The organism is Bacillus cereus group sp. MYBK101-2 (assembly GCF_051918845.1).
GTDB lineage: Bacteria > Bacillota > Bacilli > Bacillales > Bacillaceae_G > Bacillus_A > Bacillus_A paranthracis.
Genome location: NZ_JBQAIE010000013.1, coordinates 1 through 18165 on the forward strand (window position 1 = coordinate 1; position 18165 = coordinate 18165).

Consider the following 18165-nt stretch of genomic DNA (forward strand, 5'->3'; position numbering starts at 1 on the left):
GTTGTGGTGACTTAATTATATCAAAGATGGACGATTCTTTTTTATATTTTCTGTAAAGAAAGAGGTTGCCCAAAAGTAGCTATTCAGCTACTTTTGGGACAACCTCTTTTTTATAATTTTGTTTCAATTCCTTTTACAGAGCACTATTTTTTATCCATTCGGATTTACTCAATATATAATGGTTATAAATTTGATTTTCTATCGTCTGTTGACCCAAATAAGTAAATCTACATTTTTCAATAACTTTATTTGATGCTACATTGTTAATTAAAGCAATTGCGTTAAGGAGATCTACATTCGTTTTTTCAAACAAATAGTTAATCAGTCCTTTCGTTGCTTTCGTTGCATAACCATTGTTATGATATTCACTTGAAACTGCATACATAATTTCTCTGTTCGGTGCAGGGAGTTCATCTTTCATACCTGTGCAGCACCATCCAATAAATTCATTTGTGGTTTTCTTAAATATTCCTAGTTTTAATATGTGATTATCTATGTTAGTCGTAGTTCTCACTGCATGAAGAAACGCTTTATTTTCTGGTATTTCATAATTTGTAACCCAATTAACTCGTTGTTCTTTTGTTGATTTCCAGTCTGGCAAAAACTTTTCTATTTCCGGTTGATTGGATATGTTATAAATACTCTCTGCATCTGTAATCGTAAACTCTTGCAGGTAAATATCTCCACAATCTATTCTAAATAACTTAGGCAAACTCCCTTTTCCCATGTTAATCACCCTTACTTACATTAAAGCTCCTTAATCTGCTTCGTAAGTTCCATAAACCGTTCATCCAGTTCTTTATATTCTTTGTCTTTAGAAGTTAAAAAGCTTAATTTACCTAATACTTCTTGTCTCTCTGTTTCTAATGTTAAACGTAGCTCTTCAATTTCATCTCTTGTTTTCGTAGGTTCTTCAAGCTGCTTTTGTATTGTATTGTTTACAAACACAAGTTTTGTATTAGTTGTTTTCTCCAGGAAATATCGATCGTGAGAAACGATAACAAGCGTTCCATTATACTCAGCTAAAGTATTTTCAAGCTGTTCACGTGAAGGAAGATCAAGGTGATTCGTCGGTTCATCTAAAATAAGTACATCTTTTTCATCTAAAATATAAGCCATTAGCTTACATTTCACTCGTTCACCCATACTCATATATCGAATCGGCTCTTTCCATTGGGAAGATTCAAACCCTAAATGTTTCATTAAATTTTGGACTTTTCCTCTTTCTTCAAATGTCTCTTTATAAAATAAATCTTCTGGTGTTTTATCAAGTGGTAAATCAAATACTTCTTGTGTTAAATAACCGATGTTTACTGATGGTGAAATCCATACTTCTCCTTCAGCAGTTTCCGCTCCCATAATCATCTTTAGTAATGTTGTTTTCCCGCTACCGTTTGGGCCAACAATCGCAATCTTCTCACCGTGCTGAATTGTAAAATTAACGTTTTCAAATAATATCCGATTATTAAATTCTTTCCGTAATTGTTTTACTTCTAAAAAACGTTTCCCTACTTTTTTATTCGCTTGAATAGAAAATTCAACCGAATAATCTTCTTTCACACGTTCAACTTTCGTTTTCTCAAGCTCTTTTTCAAGACGTTTTCGTTTCGATTTTACTTGCGCATCCATTCGCTTCGCCTTTACACGATAAAACTCTTTCACACCTTCTTGTTTTGTGGACTGCGCATGTGCCTTTTGTGACCATGAGCTTAATTCTTTTATATGAGTTTCTACTTGTTCTATCTTCTTTTGTTGTTTTTCATATTCACGCTGCTGCGTCATTCTTTTATGCTCACGTGCTTTCATATAACTCGTATAATTCCCGCTATGATCAATTAATTTCTTATCCTCAATTGACCATATTCTAGTCGCGACAACATCTAAAAAATATCGATCATGCGATACGACGATAACTGTACCTTTCATATTTTTTATTTGTTTAATAAGAAATTCCGTACTCATCTCATCTAGATGATTTGTCGGTTCGTCTAATATTAAGACATTAGGATTTTTAGCAAATCCTTTTGCTAATCGAACTTTTAGCTTTTCACCACCACTTAAAGTAAGAAAATCATTCGTTGGTACGCCCCATTTCGCAAGAAGTTCTGCTTCTTTTGCAATTATATCCTTACTAACAAAAAATTCTTTTTCTTGTTCAACATATGCTGTTGTCATATTCATTTGCAGCCATTCAACAGTACCTTTTGAAGGTTCAATCTTCCCATTTATTAATTGAAGTAACGTTGATTTACCAGCACCGTTTTTACCAATTAATCCGATAACATCCCCTTGTTTTACTGTCACATTCATTTTCTCTAACAACATATTTTCTTTTATTTCAACATAAACATCATTTAATTTTAAAATTTCTTTCATAAATACCGATCCCTTTCATTAAGGGAGAATAAAAAAAATCCTCCCAAATAAATTTGGCAGGATTAGTCGTTAAAATATTTATACCCAAATAAGCTATTGCGCAACATAAATAGCAATACCGTTGTATGGAAATTGGGCAGACTAATCCTATTTTTTAGAAATTGAAATGTATTGAATTTCAACATTTAAAAATAAGATTAGTTAATCATCGTCCACCCATCATTCCTTTCCGTCATTAGTAACCATATTGTACCATACTAGTACTGTATGAGTAAATGTAATTATATGTGCTGTTAAAAAGATTGCTTTCTTTTAGATTTATTTATCATTCCTTAACTTCATGTTGAATAAGCACAAATTACATTGATTGTAATACGTCCTTTAGGTTTCCCCAGTAATAAATTTTATATAAAAACAAAATCTTATTCGTTATCCAATAATCACTTATTGTTTTTCGATAAATTTTTATTGATTATTCCCTTGCAATAAGCTATTATATAGTTGCAAAAAATATTAATGTAAGGATTGAATTTATGGACAGGACATTAAAAATTACAAAGTTAAATATGTTTTTAAGGATTTTCCTCATCCCGATTATAGTAGGGATACTTGTTGGTATACTAACTAAATTAGGTCAAGGTATACTTCCAGGAAATTGGCATTCATTAGCTAACTTAGGAAGCGTTTGGTTAGTTCCATCCTTTTTTCTGGCTAGCTTCAGTTATTCTAAGCGTACAGCTATGCTTTCTGGTATCCTTGCACTACTCGGTATGGTATTAGGCTATTATGGTTATGCAATAGTTATTAAAAATGTAGCTCACTCTATTTATTTTATATCTGTATGGATTGTATGTGCATGTATAGGAGGAACAATCTTTGGAATTGCAGGTTTTCTATGGAAAGATACTACAAATCCACTTCATAAATTCGGAAGCGCACTTTTAAGTGGAGTTTTTGTAACGGACGGAATTCACATTCTATTAAACTTTGAAGATTACAGTCACATGTTACCTGTTGGATATACGGAAGTGATAGTCGGAATCATCTTGATTCTTGTATTAGAACGCTCTAATGCTTACCGTGTGTCTTCTTTCTTAATGATGATTCCTATCACTATTTTAGGATTAATTGGGTATAAATTATTAAGTTTGTTTACTTAATTACAATACTGTATCATGAAAAAACAAAAGACTAATTGTATTATAGTCCACAAAACATATCACGTATTCGAACATTATACTTATACATAGGATAGGATCCATGAAGCTATCTCTTTCAAAGGGGTGGCTTTTTTCTTACAAAAATATTTATCAGCTTTTTATTAAATCCTTCAAATTTAACAATCGTATTTATTAGTGCATCATTATACATACTAATATGACGTTTTACCATTTCATATAACCGCTAAAAAAAAGACTAAAAAACTTATTTCCAAAGCTCTTTAGCCTAGATCACTTATTTATACATTATAAAATTTAATTCGTACAACCGTACCTTTACCAACTTCTGAATGGATTTCTACACTATGTCCTAATTGCTTCGTAATTTCATATACGAGATATAGCCCCATTCCAGTTGATTCTTTAAAATCTCTACCATTTTCTCCTGTAAAGAAAGGTTTAAACACTCTTGGCAAATCTTGCTTCGGTATGCCTACACCGTTATCAGCAATTTCAAGTATAACATTATTACCTTCCTTACAAGCTTTCACTTTAATCTTCTCTCGACTACCAGATGAATATTTAATCGCATTTGATAGTATTTGTCCAATTAAAAATTGTAACCATTTCGCATCACTTTCTACTGTAATGTCCTTATCAATTTTAAGCTCTGGATATACAAAATTCCGGATAAAGAAGCGTTTATGTTCATGCACAGAATCATTCACTATTTTATGTAATTGTACTCTTTCCACATAAAAATCTTGTGTAAATGCTTCTAAACGTGCGACATACAGTGCCATCTCTAGCCCCTTTTTCAGCCTATCTGTTTCCTCATTTATACTTTCAAAACGTGGATCCACTTCATCCTGTGTAATTAATTCTATTACAGATAAAGGTGTTTTCATTTGATGAATCCACTGATTCATAAAAGTTAAATGATCATTATTTTTTCTCTCTTGTATGTGGAGTTGATTTTGATAATGGCGATATTGTACCTCAAGCAAGTCTTGAAGAGCAGCAGATATAGCTGCAAAATCAGATTTTTGAACAGATTCATCTAAAGATTGCATCGGGTTTGCTAATCGTTCATAGAAAGTACGATGAGTAAAGTAACGAAATACTAAATAGCCTACCATAAAAAAGGCACCTAAAAACATTGCATACAATGCCGTCGCGATATGCTTATGCCCATCAAACCAATATACGAGAAATATGGATAATAGTTGGATGACTGTAAAACAAATAAGAGGTATATGATCACGAATAAACAATCTTATCATTTTTCCATACCAGTATCCCAAGTAATATGCAATCTATATCCAACACTACGAATCGTTTCAATCGCATCCTCAATATGTAACGTTTTTAACTTTTTTCGAACACGTGTCGTATTTACACTTAATGTATTATCATCAACATAGGATTCGCTATCCCATAATTTATTTAATAGCACTTCTCTACTCACAACACGCGGATAATTTTTCATTAACATTTCTAATAAAATAGCTTCATTTCTCGTTACATCAATTTCTTGATTCTTAAGCTTCAATACAAGCCTTTCAGGATATAAACAAAGACCATGTTGCTCAACCATCCGTTCTTCTACTTTCGGTGCATAATCTCCGTAAGCACGCCTTAAATGACTTCGAATTTTAGCCATTACAACTTCGTAATGGAATGGCTTTGAAATGAAATCATCGCCGCCGTTTTCTAGCGCCATGACTTGATCCATCGTACCTTCACGAGCTGAAATAAATAATATCGGACATGTAGAAACTCCGCGAATTTGACGACACCAATAGTACCCATCAAAACTCGGTAAATTAATATCTAATAAAACTAACTCTGGTTGTTCTGCTAAAAAAATATTTAATACATTATGAAAATCCGATACAATAATTCCTTCATACCCATATTTCGCAACATGTGTTGATAATAGTTCTGCAATTTTCATATCGTCTTCTACAATCATAATTTTAACCATGTGTTTACTCCTTTTTCGATCCACAATCTTATATGCAATTATATAAATAATACCTTTTTTTATTTAATCCGTAAATTTAAAAAGGATACTTTTATACAAAAGCACCCTTCTTCTATTATTCTTACTTAATATGAAATTTACTCAAATTAAAACCTAGCTTCTCCACATAGTCCATACTTAGTTCCATTCGTGCCGTTTTAAGCGGGTCCACAACTTGACAAACTTTTAAATCGCCGGCTGCTGATAATAAAAGCGTGGCATCAGCTTTAGACATTTCTAATTCTTCATGTAAAAATGTCACCATATTACGTACAGCTCGATTCGCTGCATCATCTAGCAATTTCTCTGAAGCAATCGTCATTACTTTTTCTTTTTGAATAGCCATTGGCAATGGCCATTTCTTTCCTTTTATAATCTGAACTGTTACCGTCACCTCACCAGCAACTTCTACTCCACTAACCCCAATTTCACCATCGCCCATCGCTGCGTGTAAATCACCTAATGCTAATAGAGCACCAGTAACATTTACAGGTAATAATAATGTTGTCCCTTCTTTTATCTCTTTACAGTCCATATTTCCGCCGTGATCATGCGGTGTGCCACATGAAATACTCTCTTCTTTCGGTGCAGTACCAATTACACCGATCATTGGATTAATTGGGATTTGTAGTTCATTCGAAAACAATACATGTTTATTATGTATTGGGACAATTTTCACTGTATTTTCATGTAGCTCTTCACCCATTACACCAAGATTCGTACCTGTAGTTAAAACACCTTGCTCTTCAATTTTTATCTTTTCAATCGTTACAACTAATATGTCACCAGGTTCTGCACCATTAATATATACTGGACCAGTCGCTGGATTAATCCGGTTCCAATCTAATTCTTGGAACACAACATCTTCAGAATCAATTTGATTTTCAAAGCAATCATATGTTTCAAATATAAGGCGACTCCCAATTTCCACTTCCATACATGGTTTATTTTCGGGTGACATTGCGTAAATGATATGTTCTTTCTGAATTCGAAACATTTTATCTCTCCCCTTTTATATTGACCTACAATTACTAATTAGCTTTCTTCGTAAAAGCTCCTGTTAAAAATTAATAAATTTACATATAGAAAAGCACCTAGCTTATTTTCATACATACACTCTTTACTATAACAGGTAAAGAAAGGTGGTATCACTATGCCCCTTATTCCATATAACGAAAGCGATGTTGATTTACTAGCTCGTTTAATGCGTGCTGAAGCTGAAGGCGAAGGTCGACAAGGTGAACAACTTGTTGGCTGCGTAGTAGTAAATCGTGTATTTTGTGATTGTTTAGACTTTAAACAACTCCGTACCGTACGTGATGCAGTGTATCAAAGCCCAGGTGGATTTGAAGCTGTACAATACGGATATTTTTATCAACGTGCTCGTGAATCAGAAAAAGAAATCGCACGAAAAGTTTTACAAGGTGAGTGGCGCTGGCCAGCAAGATGGGCTCTTTGGTATTTCCGTCCAGTTGGAGCTTGTCCGCCCCAATGGTATAACCAGCCGTTTGTAGGACAGTTTAAAAGTCATTGTTTTTATGAACCTAGTGGCGACGAATGTCCGAAATTGTATTCACGGTAGTAAAATTTGCAACGCAAGTACTTAGAACTGTGGGTATTTGCGTTACTTTTAACTTTGTTTTAGCACTCTAATAATGCAATGGTTTTTTCTATACCTACCACATGTATTAATAATGGTATACGAGGACCATTTGATTGATTCATAATGAGTTTATATATAATAGTGAATAATTGTTTTTGATTTTCTTTCATTATTTTTTTATTTTCATGATGACAAATCGAATAAAATTGCTCCATTATGTTTGAATAATCTTTATTTGAACGCAGTATTTTACAAACTTCTACTAGCCATTTTTTTTGCCTTTCCTCTAATGTGTTATAAAACTCTGTATTTTTCTCCTGATTTACCGCCATTAATTTTTCAGGTTGAAAGTTTCTTATCCAATGCTCTGCACGATTACTTATCGCTCTCATTTCATCTAACGCATAGCTCCTATCTATTTTCTCTAATATCTCCTGTAAAATAAGTGAGTCAAAATTTAATAACGGCAACGTTCCTGCTACTTGATTAAATTTCGGATATTCTTTAAATCCGCTATCTACTCTAGAAAGCTTAATTGCATCAAATAAATCTTCATTTTTGAGCGTTTTATTCTCATAACTATCTTTCAATCGTTCATATTCTGTATAATTGCGAATTACATCTTCATCAAGACCGATATGAAACGCTGCGTCTGGCCTATATTTTGCAAACATAAATAGAATCACTTCGGGCAAATACACTTTTAGCAACTCGCTAGGTGTAATACTATTCCCTGAGGAACTAGACATTTTTTCATGATGCCCTTTAATTCCAATAAAATCGTAAGCAATGTAATAAGGCGCTTCACGATTGAATATTTTTCTCGCAATTTCTTTTGATACATTATAACTACCCGTTTCTGATGAATGATCTCTTCCGCCCGGCTCAAAAACAACATCCTCTATCATCCATCTCATCGGCCAATCGATTTTCCAATTCAGTTTCATTTCATTTGTATTTAATACCGATAATTCAGTTTGATTTCCGCATTCACATTCATACCGAACTGTTTTTAATACTTCATCAAAATGTGTAATCGTTGTCGCATCTTTCCCGCATTTCTCACAATATAATGTAACCGGATAAAAGCCCTCTCGCTCTTCTTCACTACACTCTCCCGTTTTAAAACTCATTAAAATATCATATATTTCTTTTCTTTTATATAAAGCCTCCAATATGTTTTTGTTATATCTTCCACTTCTATATTCAGCATGTTGATATATGAATTCCACTTCAATCCCAAATACTTGAAGCGATTCCTCAAACTCTTTTTCAAAATGCTCGGCATATGAATTATGACATCCATACGGATCTGGTATATCACAGTATGACATACCAATATACTTTACAAAAGATGAATCAACATTTTTAGGGACTTTTCTAAATCTGTCGTAATCATCCCATGAAAATATAAAACGAGTCTTTTTCCCTAAATCTTGAAGCGCCCTTACAACAAAATAAGTCGTTACGATTTCACGAAAGTTCCCAATATGAACAGAACCTGATGGACTAATTCCAGATGCGCAAACAAAAGTTTCTCTGTTTGGATGTTTTCTGATTAATTCGTGTGCTACTTCATACGCCCAATGCATATACTACTCACCTCAATTATATTTTTGTTCTCACATTTTCATTTTTTTGCACTAAAAAAACTCCCACCCCCAAGATTATTCATCTTGAGGACGAGAGTTATTAGCTTCGTGGTACCACCTCAGTTTGTTAATATGTCGCCATATTAACCTCTTCAGGTACGGCAAAATATGCTTATACCCTATCTCTATAACGGGAGATCCCGTCGCACCATCCCTAAATAAATTAGTTCCTTGCGCAGCTCCAAGTCTTTTTTCATTAAGATGTATACTGCTCTTTCTCAGCTACCAGAGCTCTCTGTACGTATTCTTTCTTAACTACTCTTCTCTTCCATGCCATTTTACATATTAGTTTTTTCATATGATAATTTAAAAAAGTTTTATTGTCAAACTTTTCCGAATCAAAAACGTATACTTATCTAAAAAAATTCTTTATCGCCTCTAATTGAATTTTATGACTACACTCATCACAACAATATACCCCTTTTGGTTTCTCTTTAAATCGCTTATATTTTTCACTGCCTTCATAAACACGAAATATATTTTTACAAGAAAAACAAACAATTTCATAAAACATCATATGCATTTTCCTCTCCAGGTATATACATTTTTTTAATCACTTAAGAAAAGCAAATTTCTATAGTACAAATCTTAATATCCTCTGACTAAAAGGTTTATCTTCATTCTTATCGAATTATATAAATATCTTATAAAGCGAGGTGAACATCTTGGACAGTAATATAGAATTAGTTGTAGATGCGAAAGCAATTTTAGCCGAAGGACCATGTTGGGATGAAAAAAAGCAACTTTTATACTGGGTTGATATTGTGGAGAAACAATTATGCATATTTAGTCCTACCGCTAATACAAACCGAGTAATTGCTCTCGATCAACAAATTGGCTGTGTTGTTCCATTAGATGACGTACTACTCCTAGCTATGGAAAATGGCTTTTATTCTATTAATATAAAAACAGAAAAACTGACACATATTTTTGACCCTGAACCACATTTATTTGATAATCGTTTTAACGATGGAAAATGCGATCCAGCAGACGGTTGTCCTACATATAAATTTTACAATAAAAATATTGGAGCTGAAACAATATGAATCGTCTCAATTACATAAGACAAGAAGAAAAGAAATATCATGACCTTTGCTATGAACAATATAAACTATTTGAAACTGGTTCTTGGCTGTACAAGCCGGTTAAAACAGTTATGGATTTAATGGATTACTTTGAAGGACAAAACAACTTGCAAGTACTTGATCTCGGCTCTGGCGTTGGAAGAAATAGTATTCCCATTGCCCAAAAGATTCAAAATGCGAGTGGTACTGTTACATGTGTGGATTTACTTGATTCTGCTTTAACAAAATTACAAACTTATAGTAAAGAATATGGTGTAATTAATAATATTAAAATAGAACAAGCAGCAATCGAAAACTACTATATCCAACCTAATACTTATGATTATATCGTTGCAGTATCCAGTTTAGAGCATGTTCAATCAGAAGAAGATTTAAAAAACGTGCTCCATTCTATGAAAGAAGGTACAAAAAGCGACGGTATGAATTGTTTAATTATTAATTCGAACATACAAGAAATTGACTTACATACAAATGAAGAATTAGATGCTTTAATTGAAATTAACTTTCCTACTGAAGATATGATACATCTATTAAAAACTATTTATAAGGAATGGAAAGAAATTAAAGTTGAAATAAAAGAATTAGTTTATAATATTGTTCGCGATGAAAGGCATATTCAATTAAAAACAAATGCTATTACGTTTGTTGTTCAGAAATAAAACTATAAAAGGTAAGGTTTTTCCCTCATATATTCAGAGAAACACCCTTACCTTTCAATTATAAATTCTTCAAAAAATTGCTTCGTTATTACTTCATCTAAAACATTATTTTTATTAGAAATACTATTCAGCTAGTAATTGAATTCATTCATTTATTAATAATTGCTTGTCGAGCTTTTTCTTTATCATCAAAATGAATAGTTGAATCTTTTAAAATTTGATACGTTTCATGCCCTTTCCCTGCAATCAAAACAATATCATTAGAAGATGCCATGTTTATTGCGTGATTTATTGCAAGTTCACGATCTACTTCTACTTTATAATTCAAATTATTATTTTGCAAAAATCCTTTTTCAATATCTTTCATTATTGCCTGCGGATCTTCCGAACGTGGATTGTCAGAAGTAATAAAAACAAAATCGCTATAACTTCCAGCAATTCCACCCATTATAGATCGTTTTTTTGCGTCTCTATCCCCACCACAACCGAAAACAGTAATAACTTTACCTTTTGCAAACTCGCTAATTGTAGAGAGAACATTTTCTAACGCATCCGGTGTATGAGCATAGTCCACTATTACAAGAAAATCTTGATTTTCATCTATAATTTCCATTCTACCTTCAATACTATTTAAGTTAGATAAGCTATCACAAATGTTTGTAAGCGGAATACCTTCAACCATTGCAACTGTTATTGCTGCTAATGCATTATAAACATTAAAACGACCTACAAGATTAAGGTTAACCTCTATTTCTCCATTAAAGGACGAAACTAAAAAACGAATTCCTTTTGGGCTTAAAGTTATGTTCTTCGCTTGAACATCTGCTCCATTATGTATTCCATATGTGATAACCTCGGCTGAAGTAATTTTTTTAAAGTATTCTACCGACGGATCATCTGCATTCAAAACAGCTATTTTTTTATCTATAGTAGATAAATCATTTCCTAATCTCGCAAAAAGAAGACTTTTTACATGCTTATATTCATGAAATGTTCCATGATAATCCAAATGATCTTGCGTTAAATTTGTAAAAACAGCTATTTTAAAGTTACATCCTTTCACTCTTTCCATATGTAAACCTTGTGACGTAACTTCCATAACACAATAATCTGCATTTTGATTTTTCATCATTTGCAAATTCCGTTGAAGTGTTGGAGGTTCTTGCGTATTAATATCAGTAGGGTACCATTTTGAACCAACCTTCACTCCGTTATTCCCCATGAGCCCCGTGTGATATCCATAATCACTTAAAATTTTTTCAAGTAAATAGGAAGTAGTTGTTTTCCCATTTGTCCCTGTAATTCCAATTAACTTCATTTTATTAGATGGATAACCATAGAAATGTGACGCAATAACTGCCATAGCATACCTAGCATCTTTAACAATTATTTTAGGTATCTCAATATTTACATCTCTTTCTACAATTAGTGCTACAGCACCATTTTTCACTGCATCTTCAACAAATTGATGTCGATCTTCAAGAAAACCATCGATACCTGATACACATATAAATAGATCTCCATCAGTTATCTTTCTAGAATCCATTTCTAACCCTGTAATTTCTACATCCATATTGCCAATAGTTTCTTTAATCAATAACAAATTCGCCAGCTCTTTTAGTTTCAAATCTCCCGCCCCCTTAAACATTTCCCCTATTTATTTTACCACTTTATATAAAATAATGGCTTAAAATCCCATACGGGTTTAAAGAAATTTATTCATCTTAAATAAACAAAAAATAAAAGAGCACTTGTTTCCGCAAGTGCTCTTTTGGGGATTTTGAGATACCCTATTAACGAAAGTTACGGTTACTTAAAGTTAATAGGTATTTCTATTATATGCTTGTCCTTTTTATTTGTGCATAATCAATATCTAAGAATTTATATTAACACTAAATAATTTTATTAATTACTGTTTTAGAATAAAGGTTATTCAACTCATTGCAAATAGCCTAAAAAAGATAAGCCAAAACTATTTTTAAAATATAAAATTATATGCAAACAATCAAAATTAACCTAAAATATATAAAGGGTATACCATTCTAACAGTTAAATGCTTAGATTTGTCCTTTTCCATAATTAACAAGGATAGAGTAACATGAAAATAGAGAACTAGTACCGTTACTAATCACATGCAGGTTCTATGAAAATTACATTTTCATACTATAAACATAAATAAAAGGGGTACATATGAAATGAATGGTTTAATGGAAAATAATTTAAGAACTTTGTTCCTTCTCTTTGTAAGTATAATTGTCCTAGTATTTCAAATTATTGTTTTTGTAAGAATAGTAAGAAACTGGTTCAAAACCAAAAATATAGATAAATTAAAAGAAGATACACAGTATATTAAGAAGCTAACTATAATATACATAGGAATTATGATAATAGGCGCTATTACAAACTTACCTTTATTCGGATTTATATTATTAGGTTTTATGTCTAATACTATTATATTAATGTCTTTAAAGATAGAATTGTCTAATACAAAATCAAATCAGTTGAAAACTGTGAAGAACTCAAAGCTCATGTTATGGTTTGTAATGAACACTGTACACTTAGTACTTTTCTTTGTTGAGGGGATAAAACTCATTAAAAGTATTTAAAGCGATACTTTGAGATAACGATACATCACTTAATTGCATTACATTGACAAATTTATAGAAGCGATCGTATCTTTTAAAAGAAACAGTCGCTTCTATAAACATATATGTATTAAGATTTATATTTTTTTACTGTACAAGGAATAGTTACGATATACAAATCTATAGCATAGATTGTAACCCAAATCCCTTTCCCTTCAGCTTTTAACTTTTTATTTAGTTGAGATAAATGCTCTGAAACTTTTCTTTTCCCCCACCTTCTAGGAAACCATTGAAAAACTTTAGGGACATTATGTTTCTTATTATACCAAGCATTCAATCTCCAGAAAGCGAAAAAAAACAAGACAATACTTATAATACAAAAAATATCAAAATATGAAATCCCTAAAATCATATTTTCTCCTCTTCTTCTTTTTCTGACATTAAAACTCCACAAAAAATATTAAACACATTTTGTTTCTAATTTTATCACTGTATTTCCCCGTATTTTAAGCGCTATCTAATCTTGTTTCTCTAGATTTATCTTTATTCAGACTTCTAGTTCATTTATAATTCCTAGTATGTTTGCCTTTATTATTTATGCAGAATATACAATTAATATATACTAATTTTTCACAGGTCTTTTCTACATTTTATCATTAAGAAATTAATTGCAGGTTTATTTGCCATGTTTTTATTTGGTTCATCAATTTCCGAAACTTGTACTAATCCATATTTTTCAAAACCTTGTTTTATAGATTCAGAATCATAGAAGAACATTTTTACGCCTTCCATTATCTCATAATAGTCTTGCTCCAACTGTTTTCCTTTTCCGTACATTGGAGCTTCTTTAGAAACAGTTGTAAAAACCATATATCCACCAGGTTTTAACTGATTATAACAATCTTTAATAAATTTCACTCTTTCCTGCTCACTTAACAAATGAAGAAGAGCATGACTAAATATCCCATCATAAGATTTATTATCAAAAGGCATTTCGTTTACCGAGCCGTGATATATACTAATATCTTCTAATCCGTTTTGTTTCGCTAAATCAATAGCTGTTTTTGAAATTTCAATCCCTGTTACATTTATATCATTATCGATAAACACCTTTGCGTTTCTGCCATATCCAATACCCGGAATTAATATATCCTTAACATTCTTTTCTAGAAAAAAATCTTTTGTCAAAATTGCAGATTCTGTAGGTTCAAACCCCCACATCGTTTGTTTCTCAATAAAACTTGATTCCCAAAATTCCATTATATTTCTATCTCCTTATTTTTATCTCATGTTTAATATCACATGAAAGACCTATTCATTTTAACGCTGCTTTTTTCACCACATGCACTATAGGTCCATTGAATATATCATATTAATAAGCCTATATCTAATTTAAAGATTGGCTGAATATCTATTCTAAATATTAACTTTTACATTTAGAAAAATAAAAAATGCCAATACTTCAATTGTATATTGGCATTTCACATAAGAAATTATCTTTTTATATTGTACTGATCTATTACTTTTTCTAACACTTCTAAAGTGATTGGCTGAGCTTTCTCTATTAATTGGTAACCAATCCGCCCATTTGGTTCAGCTGTAACTTGCTGTAAACTTTTTAAATCATGAATCCCTTTTTCTCTTAGTTGCATATATAGTTGTTGTTCCGACATTTTCGCCTTCATCAAATTCTCTTTTACAATCTCTCCATTTTCTACTATTATAATGCTACTGCCATTTAGGAATTGTTCCATCTTCTTTGATTTCAATTCAAAGAAATGAATGATAAGAAGTACGCACGCAAATATTGCAGCTGCAAATATAGATGGGACTACTTTCCTACTTAATACCGGTTCTACAATAATACGTGCAATTGATACTACTATAATGATTTCAGCTCTTGTCATTTGGCTAACAGATTTACTACCTGTCATTTTTAATGCAATAATTCCAGTTAAAATTAAAATAATGCTTTCAAAAATCATATTCATAATAGCCCAACCCTTTAATGGTGAATGTTACTAGCATTCCCATTTCATATAGCATTCTAAATGTATTTTAATTAAACTTTTTTGTAAAAATCAAACTTACATATACTGAAAAAGAACCTATTTTAATCAACCTTTTTTCAATAAGGATTTGATAATCCATCTTCCATTGTCAAAAAAATAAAAAGCACCCGAATGGATGCATATAGATTAAACTTATTCATTATTACTTTCTACACTTTCATCATCAACTGATTTGGAGTCTAACATGCTGCCTATATCAGGCGGTAAAGCTAACTCTATTCCAGCTACTGGTTGATTATCTTCATTAAACCATTGTTTCTTAAATTTAATCAATTCTTCATTTTTCTTTTTTTCATCCATATTACCCCGCCTTTTATGTACATGATATGAAACATTTTACTTAATATGTACATTAAGAAAGATAATATACTATATATACTATTTGTACATATTGGAAAAGCAAAACCTCTTCTTTGTTTACACAACTCGTTGTACCTGGTCATTTATCGATCTGTTTTGTGTTTGACATAATTATGAACGTATTCCCCGCTCTTTTTGTAAAGACGTTATAAGTGATATTGTAATCGATTTAGATAACGACTATATTTATTTACCTAATAGATAAGCCTATCCTTGTCCTTTGCCTTTATTTATTGTACATTTCTGCCCAGCATTTAATAAAACAATTAACCATACATTACGATTACTATTCTGATAACATTTTCAAAAAAGTTGTTGCCGCCCAAATGAAATACGCAAGTTGCGTCACGATATACATCGTAATTTCAAAACCTGTAAGTTTTCTTTCCCTTTTTATTTTCTTTAAATATCTATAAAAACAAAATGAACATAAGATTAGTAAAACAATAGACATTTGATATAGATTTTCCACTAAAAGAACTGCCATTCATTTCATCACCTTTCCAATAAAAAAGTATATAGTTCAAGCATATCATGTTAATGGAATTAATTACCATAATTTTCAAATCAAATGATTTTCCTAAGTAAAAGAAGTCACTTTTTTTAAATGTTTCAATACAATATTATGTAATTCACTACGCTCTATATACTTTTTCTTTTAATGTACATGCTTAGGAGGAAGTTTTACATGCAATTGATTCATAACATAAAAAAAGCGTTTCATAACTTATTTGACTACGATACGGCAAATCTAATATCCGCTATTCAATCATTAAATATTACACTTCATAAAATATCTCCTTTTATTACTTCACCACTTAACCTTGAATACGGAAGAAATGTTATCTATAAGTCTGAATTTGTGGAGATTTTAGTATTAAATTTCCCTAGCAAAGCAAAGACTCTTATTCATGATCATGGAATATCTATAGGATGTATATTAATAGTCAATGGTACGCTACAAAATATTACGTACGAAAAAAATAGCGAACGGATTGAAGAGTTTACAGAGGGAAATATTTTCACCGTAAAAAAAGATACTGTGCATAAAATGTATAATGGTACAGATTCAACAGCAATAACATTCCACGTATATTCACCACCATTAAAAGATGTACAAATATATGAGTAGTCTTTAAAAGGAGGAAATATGCAAAATTTAAAGGATCACTATATAAAGAGCTTACAAGATGGTCGAAATGTTTGGCTCTATGGAAAAAAAGTAGATGTAACTACAGACAACAATTTTGCGGGGACACTATGTACCATTTCTAATTTATTTTCGTTATTTGATGATCCCAAACAGAGAGATTCTATTGGATATGTGAGCCCAAAAACGAAAGACTTTGTTCATAAATCATTTTTAGTTCCCAATTCCTATAATGAATTATTAATGAGAAGAACTGCATTTGAAACATGGAGTTATGCTACAGACGGTGTAATGAGTAGACTATCTGATTACGCAAGATCGAGACTTACTGGCTGGTACGTATCAAGAGATTTTTATAAAAAGTTCGATGCACAGTTTCCAAATAAAATCGCATCTTATTACGAAAAAGCTAGGGATAATCACTTGTTTTTAAGTGTAGTCCAACGTGATCCACAAATAAATCGCTCAACAGAATCAATGTTAAATGCAAATGACTTAGGGTTGCTAAGAGTTACAAAGGAAACTTCTGATGGAATTTATTTAAGTGGTGCGAAAATGATAGGAACTGCTTCTCCTTATTCAAATGATTTATTAATCTACCCATTAACAAAACTGACTGACGCTCAAAAAGATTTAGCTCACTTTCTTATCGTGGCAGCCAATTCTCCAGGATTACATATGGTTTGTAGAGAACCATATGCGAATACAACTTCAAGCACAGTTGATTCCCCTATTAGCTCACAGTATGATGAAATGGATGCACTATTAATCTTCGATAATGTATTTGTCCCTTGGGAACGTGTTTTACTTTATAACAATCCAGAAGCAATTTGGGCTATAAAATCAGATACAGCTTCTAGTAGTTTAGCTTATCATCAAGCTATAGTACGATTACTAATAAAGCTAGAATTTATAACTGCGATTGCTTTTGAAATTGCTGAAGCAATTGGAGCCCACACTTATTTGCATATTCAAGAAAAACTTGGAGAATTAATTATGCAAATCGAAACAATTCGCGCACTTTTAATTGCTGCAGAAGTTGAAGGTACTACAAATGAAACAAAAACTTATTTACCAAACTTTAAATATATCGAGACTGCAAGGAATCTTGGTTCTAAATACTATCCCCGTGCAATAGAAATTTTACAATTAATTGGAGCAGGTGGCTTCATTCAACTTCCTTCAAGCTCGATTGATTTCCAGAGTCCAATAGCTGATTTATTAAAAAAGCACTTTAAAGGAACAAATATAGATGCCGAACAACGCACAAAATTATTTAAGTTAGCCTGGGATATTATTGGAAGCCCATTAGGATCAAGACACGAATTATACGAAAGATTTTACGCGGGAGATCCCATACGAAATACAGCTACACAATATGTAAATTATGATAAAAATCACTTTAAAAAGATGCTAAGTAAATATTTATGATGAAAA

General features: G+C 31.7%; 19 protein-coding genes, 1 pseudogene and 1 other annotated feature. Of the genes and pseudogenes, 7 read left to right on the forward strand and 13 right to left on the reverse strand.

Annotated elements, in window-relative coordinates; genetic code table 11:
• Positions 1-133: 133 nt before the first annotated feature.
• The gene (locus tag ACTFSI_RS21145; protein ID WP_138321949.1) at positions 134-727 is read right to left on the reverse strand and encodes a GNAT family N-acetyltransferase; all 594 of its coding nucleotides are present in this window, start codon (positions 725-727) and stop codon (positions 134-136) included.
• Positions 728-747: 20 nt separating this feature from the next.
• Complete coding sequence (gene abc-f, locus ACTFSI_RS21150; protein ID WP_138321950.1) at positions 748-2376, reverse strand: ribosomal protection-like ABC-F family protein; 1629 nt, start codon at positions 2374-2376, stop codon at positions 748-750.
• A gap of 533 nt (positions 2377-2909) precedes the next feature.
• Here abc-f and ACTFSI_RS21155 point away from each other — a divergent pair.
• Complete coding sequence (locus tag ACTFSI_RS21155) at positions 2910-3536, forward strand: DUF6518 family protein (protein ID WP_138321951.1); 627 nt, start codon at positions 2910-2912, stop codon at positions 3534-3536.
• A 299-nt stretch (positions 3537-3835) separates the two neighbouring features.
• Here the strand turns inward: ACTFSI_RS21155 and ACTFSI_RS21160 are convergent, their stop codons facing one another.
• From ACTFSI_RS21160 to ACTFSI_RS21170, 3 genes are all read right to left on the reverse strand, one after another.
• A complete protein-coding gene (locus tag ACTFSI_RS21160) occupies positions 3836-4819 on the reverse strand; it encodes a sensor histidine kinase (RefSeq protein WP_138321952.1) in 984 nt (327 codons plus the stop codon).
• Positions 4816-5523 carry a winged helix-turn-helix domain-containing protein gene (locus tag ACTFSI_RS21165; RefSeq protein WP_440045620.1) on the reverse strand — a complete coding sequence of 236 codons (708 nt, stop codon included), beginning with the start codon at positions 5521-5523 and terminating at the stop codon, positions 4816-4818. The genes ACTFSI_RS21160 and ACTFSI_RS21165 overlap by 4 nt, the downstream gene beginning before the upstream one ends.
• Before the next feature lie 121 nt (positions 5524-5644).
• Positions 5645-6559 (reverse strand): acetamidase/formamidase family protein, encoded by a 915-nt coding sequence (locus ACTFSI_RS21170; RefSeq protein WP_138321954.1) that lies wholly within the window; start codon positions 6557-6559, stop codon positions 5645-5647.
• Positions 6560-6715: 156 nt separating this feature from the next.
• Between ACTFSI_RS21170 and ACTFSI_RS21175 the strand changes: the two genes are divergently transcribed.
• Positions 6716-7144 (forward strand): cell wall hydrolase, encoded by a 429-nt coding sequence (locus ACTFSI_RS21175; protein WP_001128420.1) that lies wholly within the window; start codon positions 6716-6718, stop codon positions 7142-7144.
• A 59-nt stretch (positions 7145-7203) separates the two neighbouring features.
• Here the strand turns inward: ACTFSI_RS21175 and lysS are convergent, their stop codons facing one another.
• Together lysS and ACTFSI_RS21185 are read right to left on the reverse strand one after the other, a co-directional pair.
• Positions 7204-8757: a lysine--tRNA ligase gene (gene lysS / locus ACTFSI_RS21180; RefSeq protein ID WP_440045621.1), complete on the reverse strand. Its 1554-nt coding sequence runs from the start codon at positions 8755-8757 to the stop codon at positions 7204-7206.
• Positions 8758-8840: 83 nt separating this feature from the next.
• Positions 8841-9097: a binding site (T-box leader), on the reverse strand.
• A gap of 72 nt (positions 9098-9169) precedes the next feature.
• On the reverse strand, positions 9170-9340 hold the full coding sequence (locus ACTFSI_RS21185; RefSeq protein WP_000551046.1) for a DUF2197 domain-containing protein: 171 nt from the start codon (positions 9338-9340) through the stop codon (positions 9170-9172).
• A gap of 142 nt (positions 9341-9482) precedes the next feature.
• Here ACTFSI_RS21185 and ACTFSI_RS21190 point away from each other — a divergent pair.
• Positions 9483-9806, forward strand: a pseudogene (locus tag ACTFSI_RS21190) (SMP-30/gluconolactonase/LRE family protein); the annotation flags it as partial.
• Between the two features lie 53 nt (positions 9807-9859).
• Positions 9860-10561: a class I SAM-dependent methyltransferase gene (locus ACTFSI_RS21195; protein WP_001081006.1), complete on the forward strand. Its 702-nt coding sequence runs from the start codon at positions 9860-9862 to the stop codon at positions 10559-10561.
• 148 nt (positions 10562-10709) lie between these two features.
• Here the strand turns inward: ACTFSI_RS21195 and ACTFSI_RS21200 are convergent, their stop codons facing one another.
• Positions 10710-12188 (reverse strand): UDP-N-acetylmuramoyl-L-alanyl-D-glutamate--2,6-diaminopimelate ligase, encoded by a 1479-nt coding sequence (locus ACTFSI_RS21200; RefSeq protein ID WP_138321956.1) that lies wholly within the window; start codon positions 12186-12188, stop codon positions 10710-10712.
• A 568-nt stretch (positions 12189-12756) separates the two neighbouring features.
• Between ACTFSI_RS21200 and ACTFSI_RS21205 the strand changes: the two genes are divergently transcribed.
• Positions 12757-13167, forward strand: coding sequence for a hypothetical protein (locus tag ACTFSI_RS21205; RefSeq protein ID WP_044792396.1), 411 nt, complete (start codon positions 12757-12759; stop codon positions 13165-13167).
• A 109-nt stretch (positions 13168-13276) separates the two neighbouring features.
• On the opposite strand, the gene ACTFSI_RS21210 is transcribed toward ACTFSI_RS21205, so the two are convergent.
• The 5 genes from ACTFSI_RS21210 to ACTFSI_RS21230 form a co-directional block, all read right to left on the reverse strand.
• Positions 13277-13558, reverse strand: a complete 282-nt coding sequence (locus tag ACTFSI_RS21210) for a hypothetical protein (protein WP_000600372.1) — start codon at positions 13556-13558, stop codon at positions 13277-13279.
• 218 nt (positions 13559-13776) lie between these two features.
• Positions 13777-14406, reverse strand: coding sequence for a class I SAM-dependent methyltransferase (locus tag ACTFSI_RS21215; RefSeq protein ID WP_138321957.1), 630 nt, complete (start codon positions 14404-14406; stop codon positions 13777-13779).
• Positions 14407-14639: 233 nt separating this feature from the next.
• The gene (locus ACTFSI_RS21220) at positions 14640-15137 is read right to left on the reverse strand and encodes a DUF421 domain-containing protein (protein ID WP_001055961.1); all 498 of its coding nucleotides are present in this window, start codon (positions 15135-15137) and stop codon (positions 14640-14642) included.
• Between the two features lie 213 nt (positions 15138-15350).
• Positions 15351-15518, reverse strand: coding sequence for a hypothetical protein (locus ACTFSI_RS21225; protein WP_000343607.1), 168 nt, complete (start codon positions 15516-15518; stop codon positions 15351-15353).
• A 346-nt stretch (positions 15519-15864) separates the two neighbouring features.
• Positions 15865-16065: a hypothetical protein gene (locus ACTFSI_RS21230; protein ID WP_000279697.1), complete on the reverse strand. Its 201-nt coding sequence runs from the start codon at positions 16063-16065 to the stop codon at positions 15865-15867.
• A 201-nt stretch (positions 16066-16266) separates the two neighbouring features.
• Here ACTFSI_RS21230 and ACTFSI_RS21235 point away from each other — a divergent pair, with 201 nt between their 5' ends.
• Together ACTFSI_RS21235 and ACTFSI_RS21240 are read left to right on the forward strand one after the other, a co-directional pair.
• Complete coding sequence (locus ACTFSI_RS21235) at positions 16267-16710, forward strand: cysteine dioxygenase (RefSeq protein WP_001176001.1); 444 nt, start codon at positions 16267-16269, stop codon at positions 16708-16710.
• Between the two features lie 18 nt (positions 16711-16728).
• A complete protein-coding gene (locus tag ACTFSI_RS21240; RefSeq protein ID WP_138321959.1) occupies positions 16729-18159 on the forward strand; it encodes a 4-hydroxyphenylacetate 3-hydroxylase family protein in 1431 nt (476 codons plus the stop codon).
• Positions 18160-18165 lie beyond the last annotated feature (6 nt).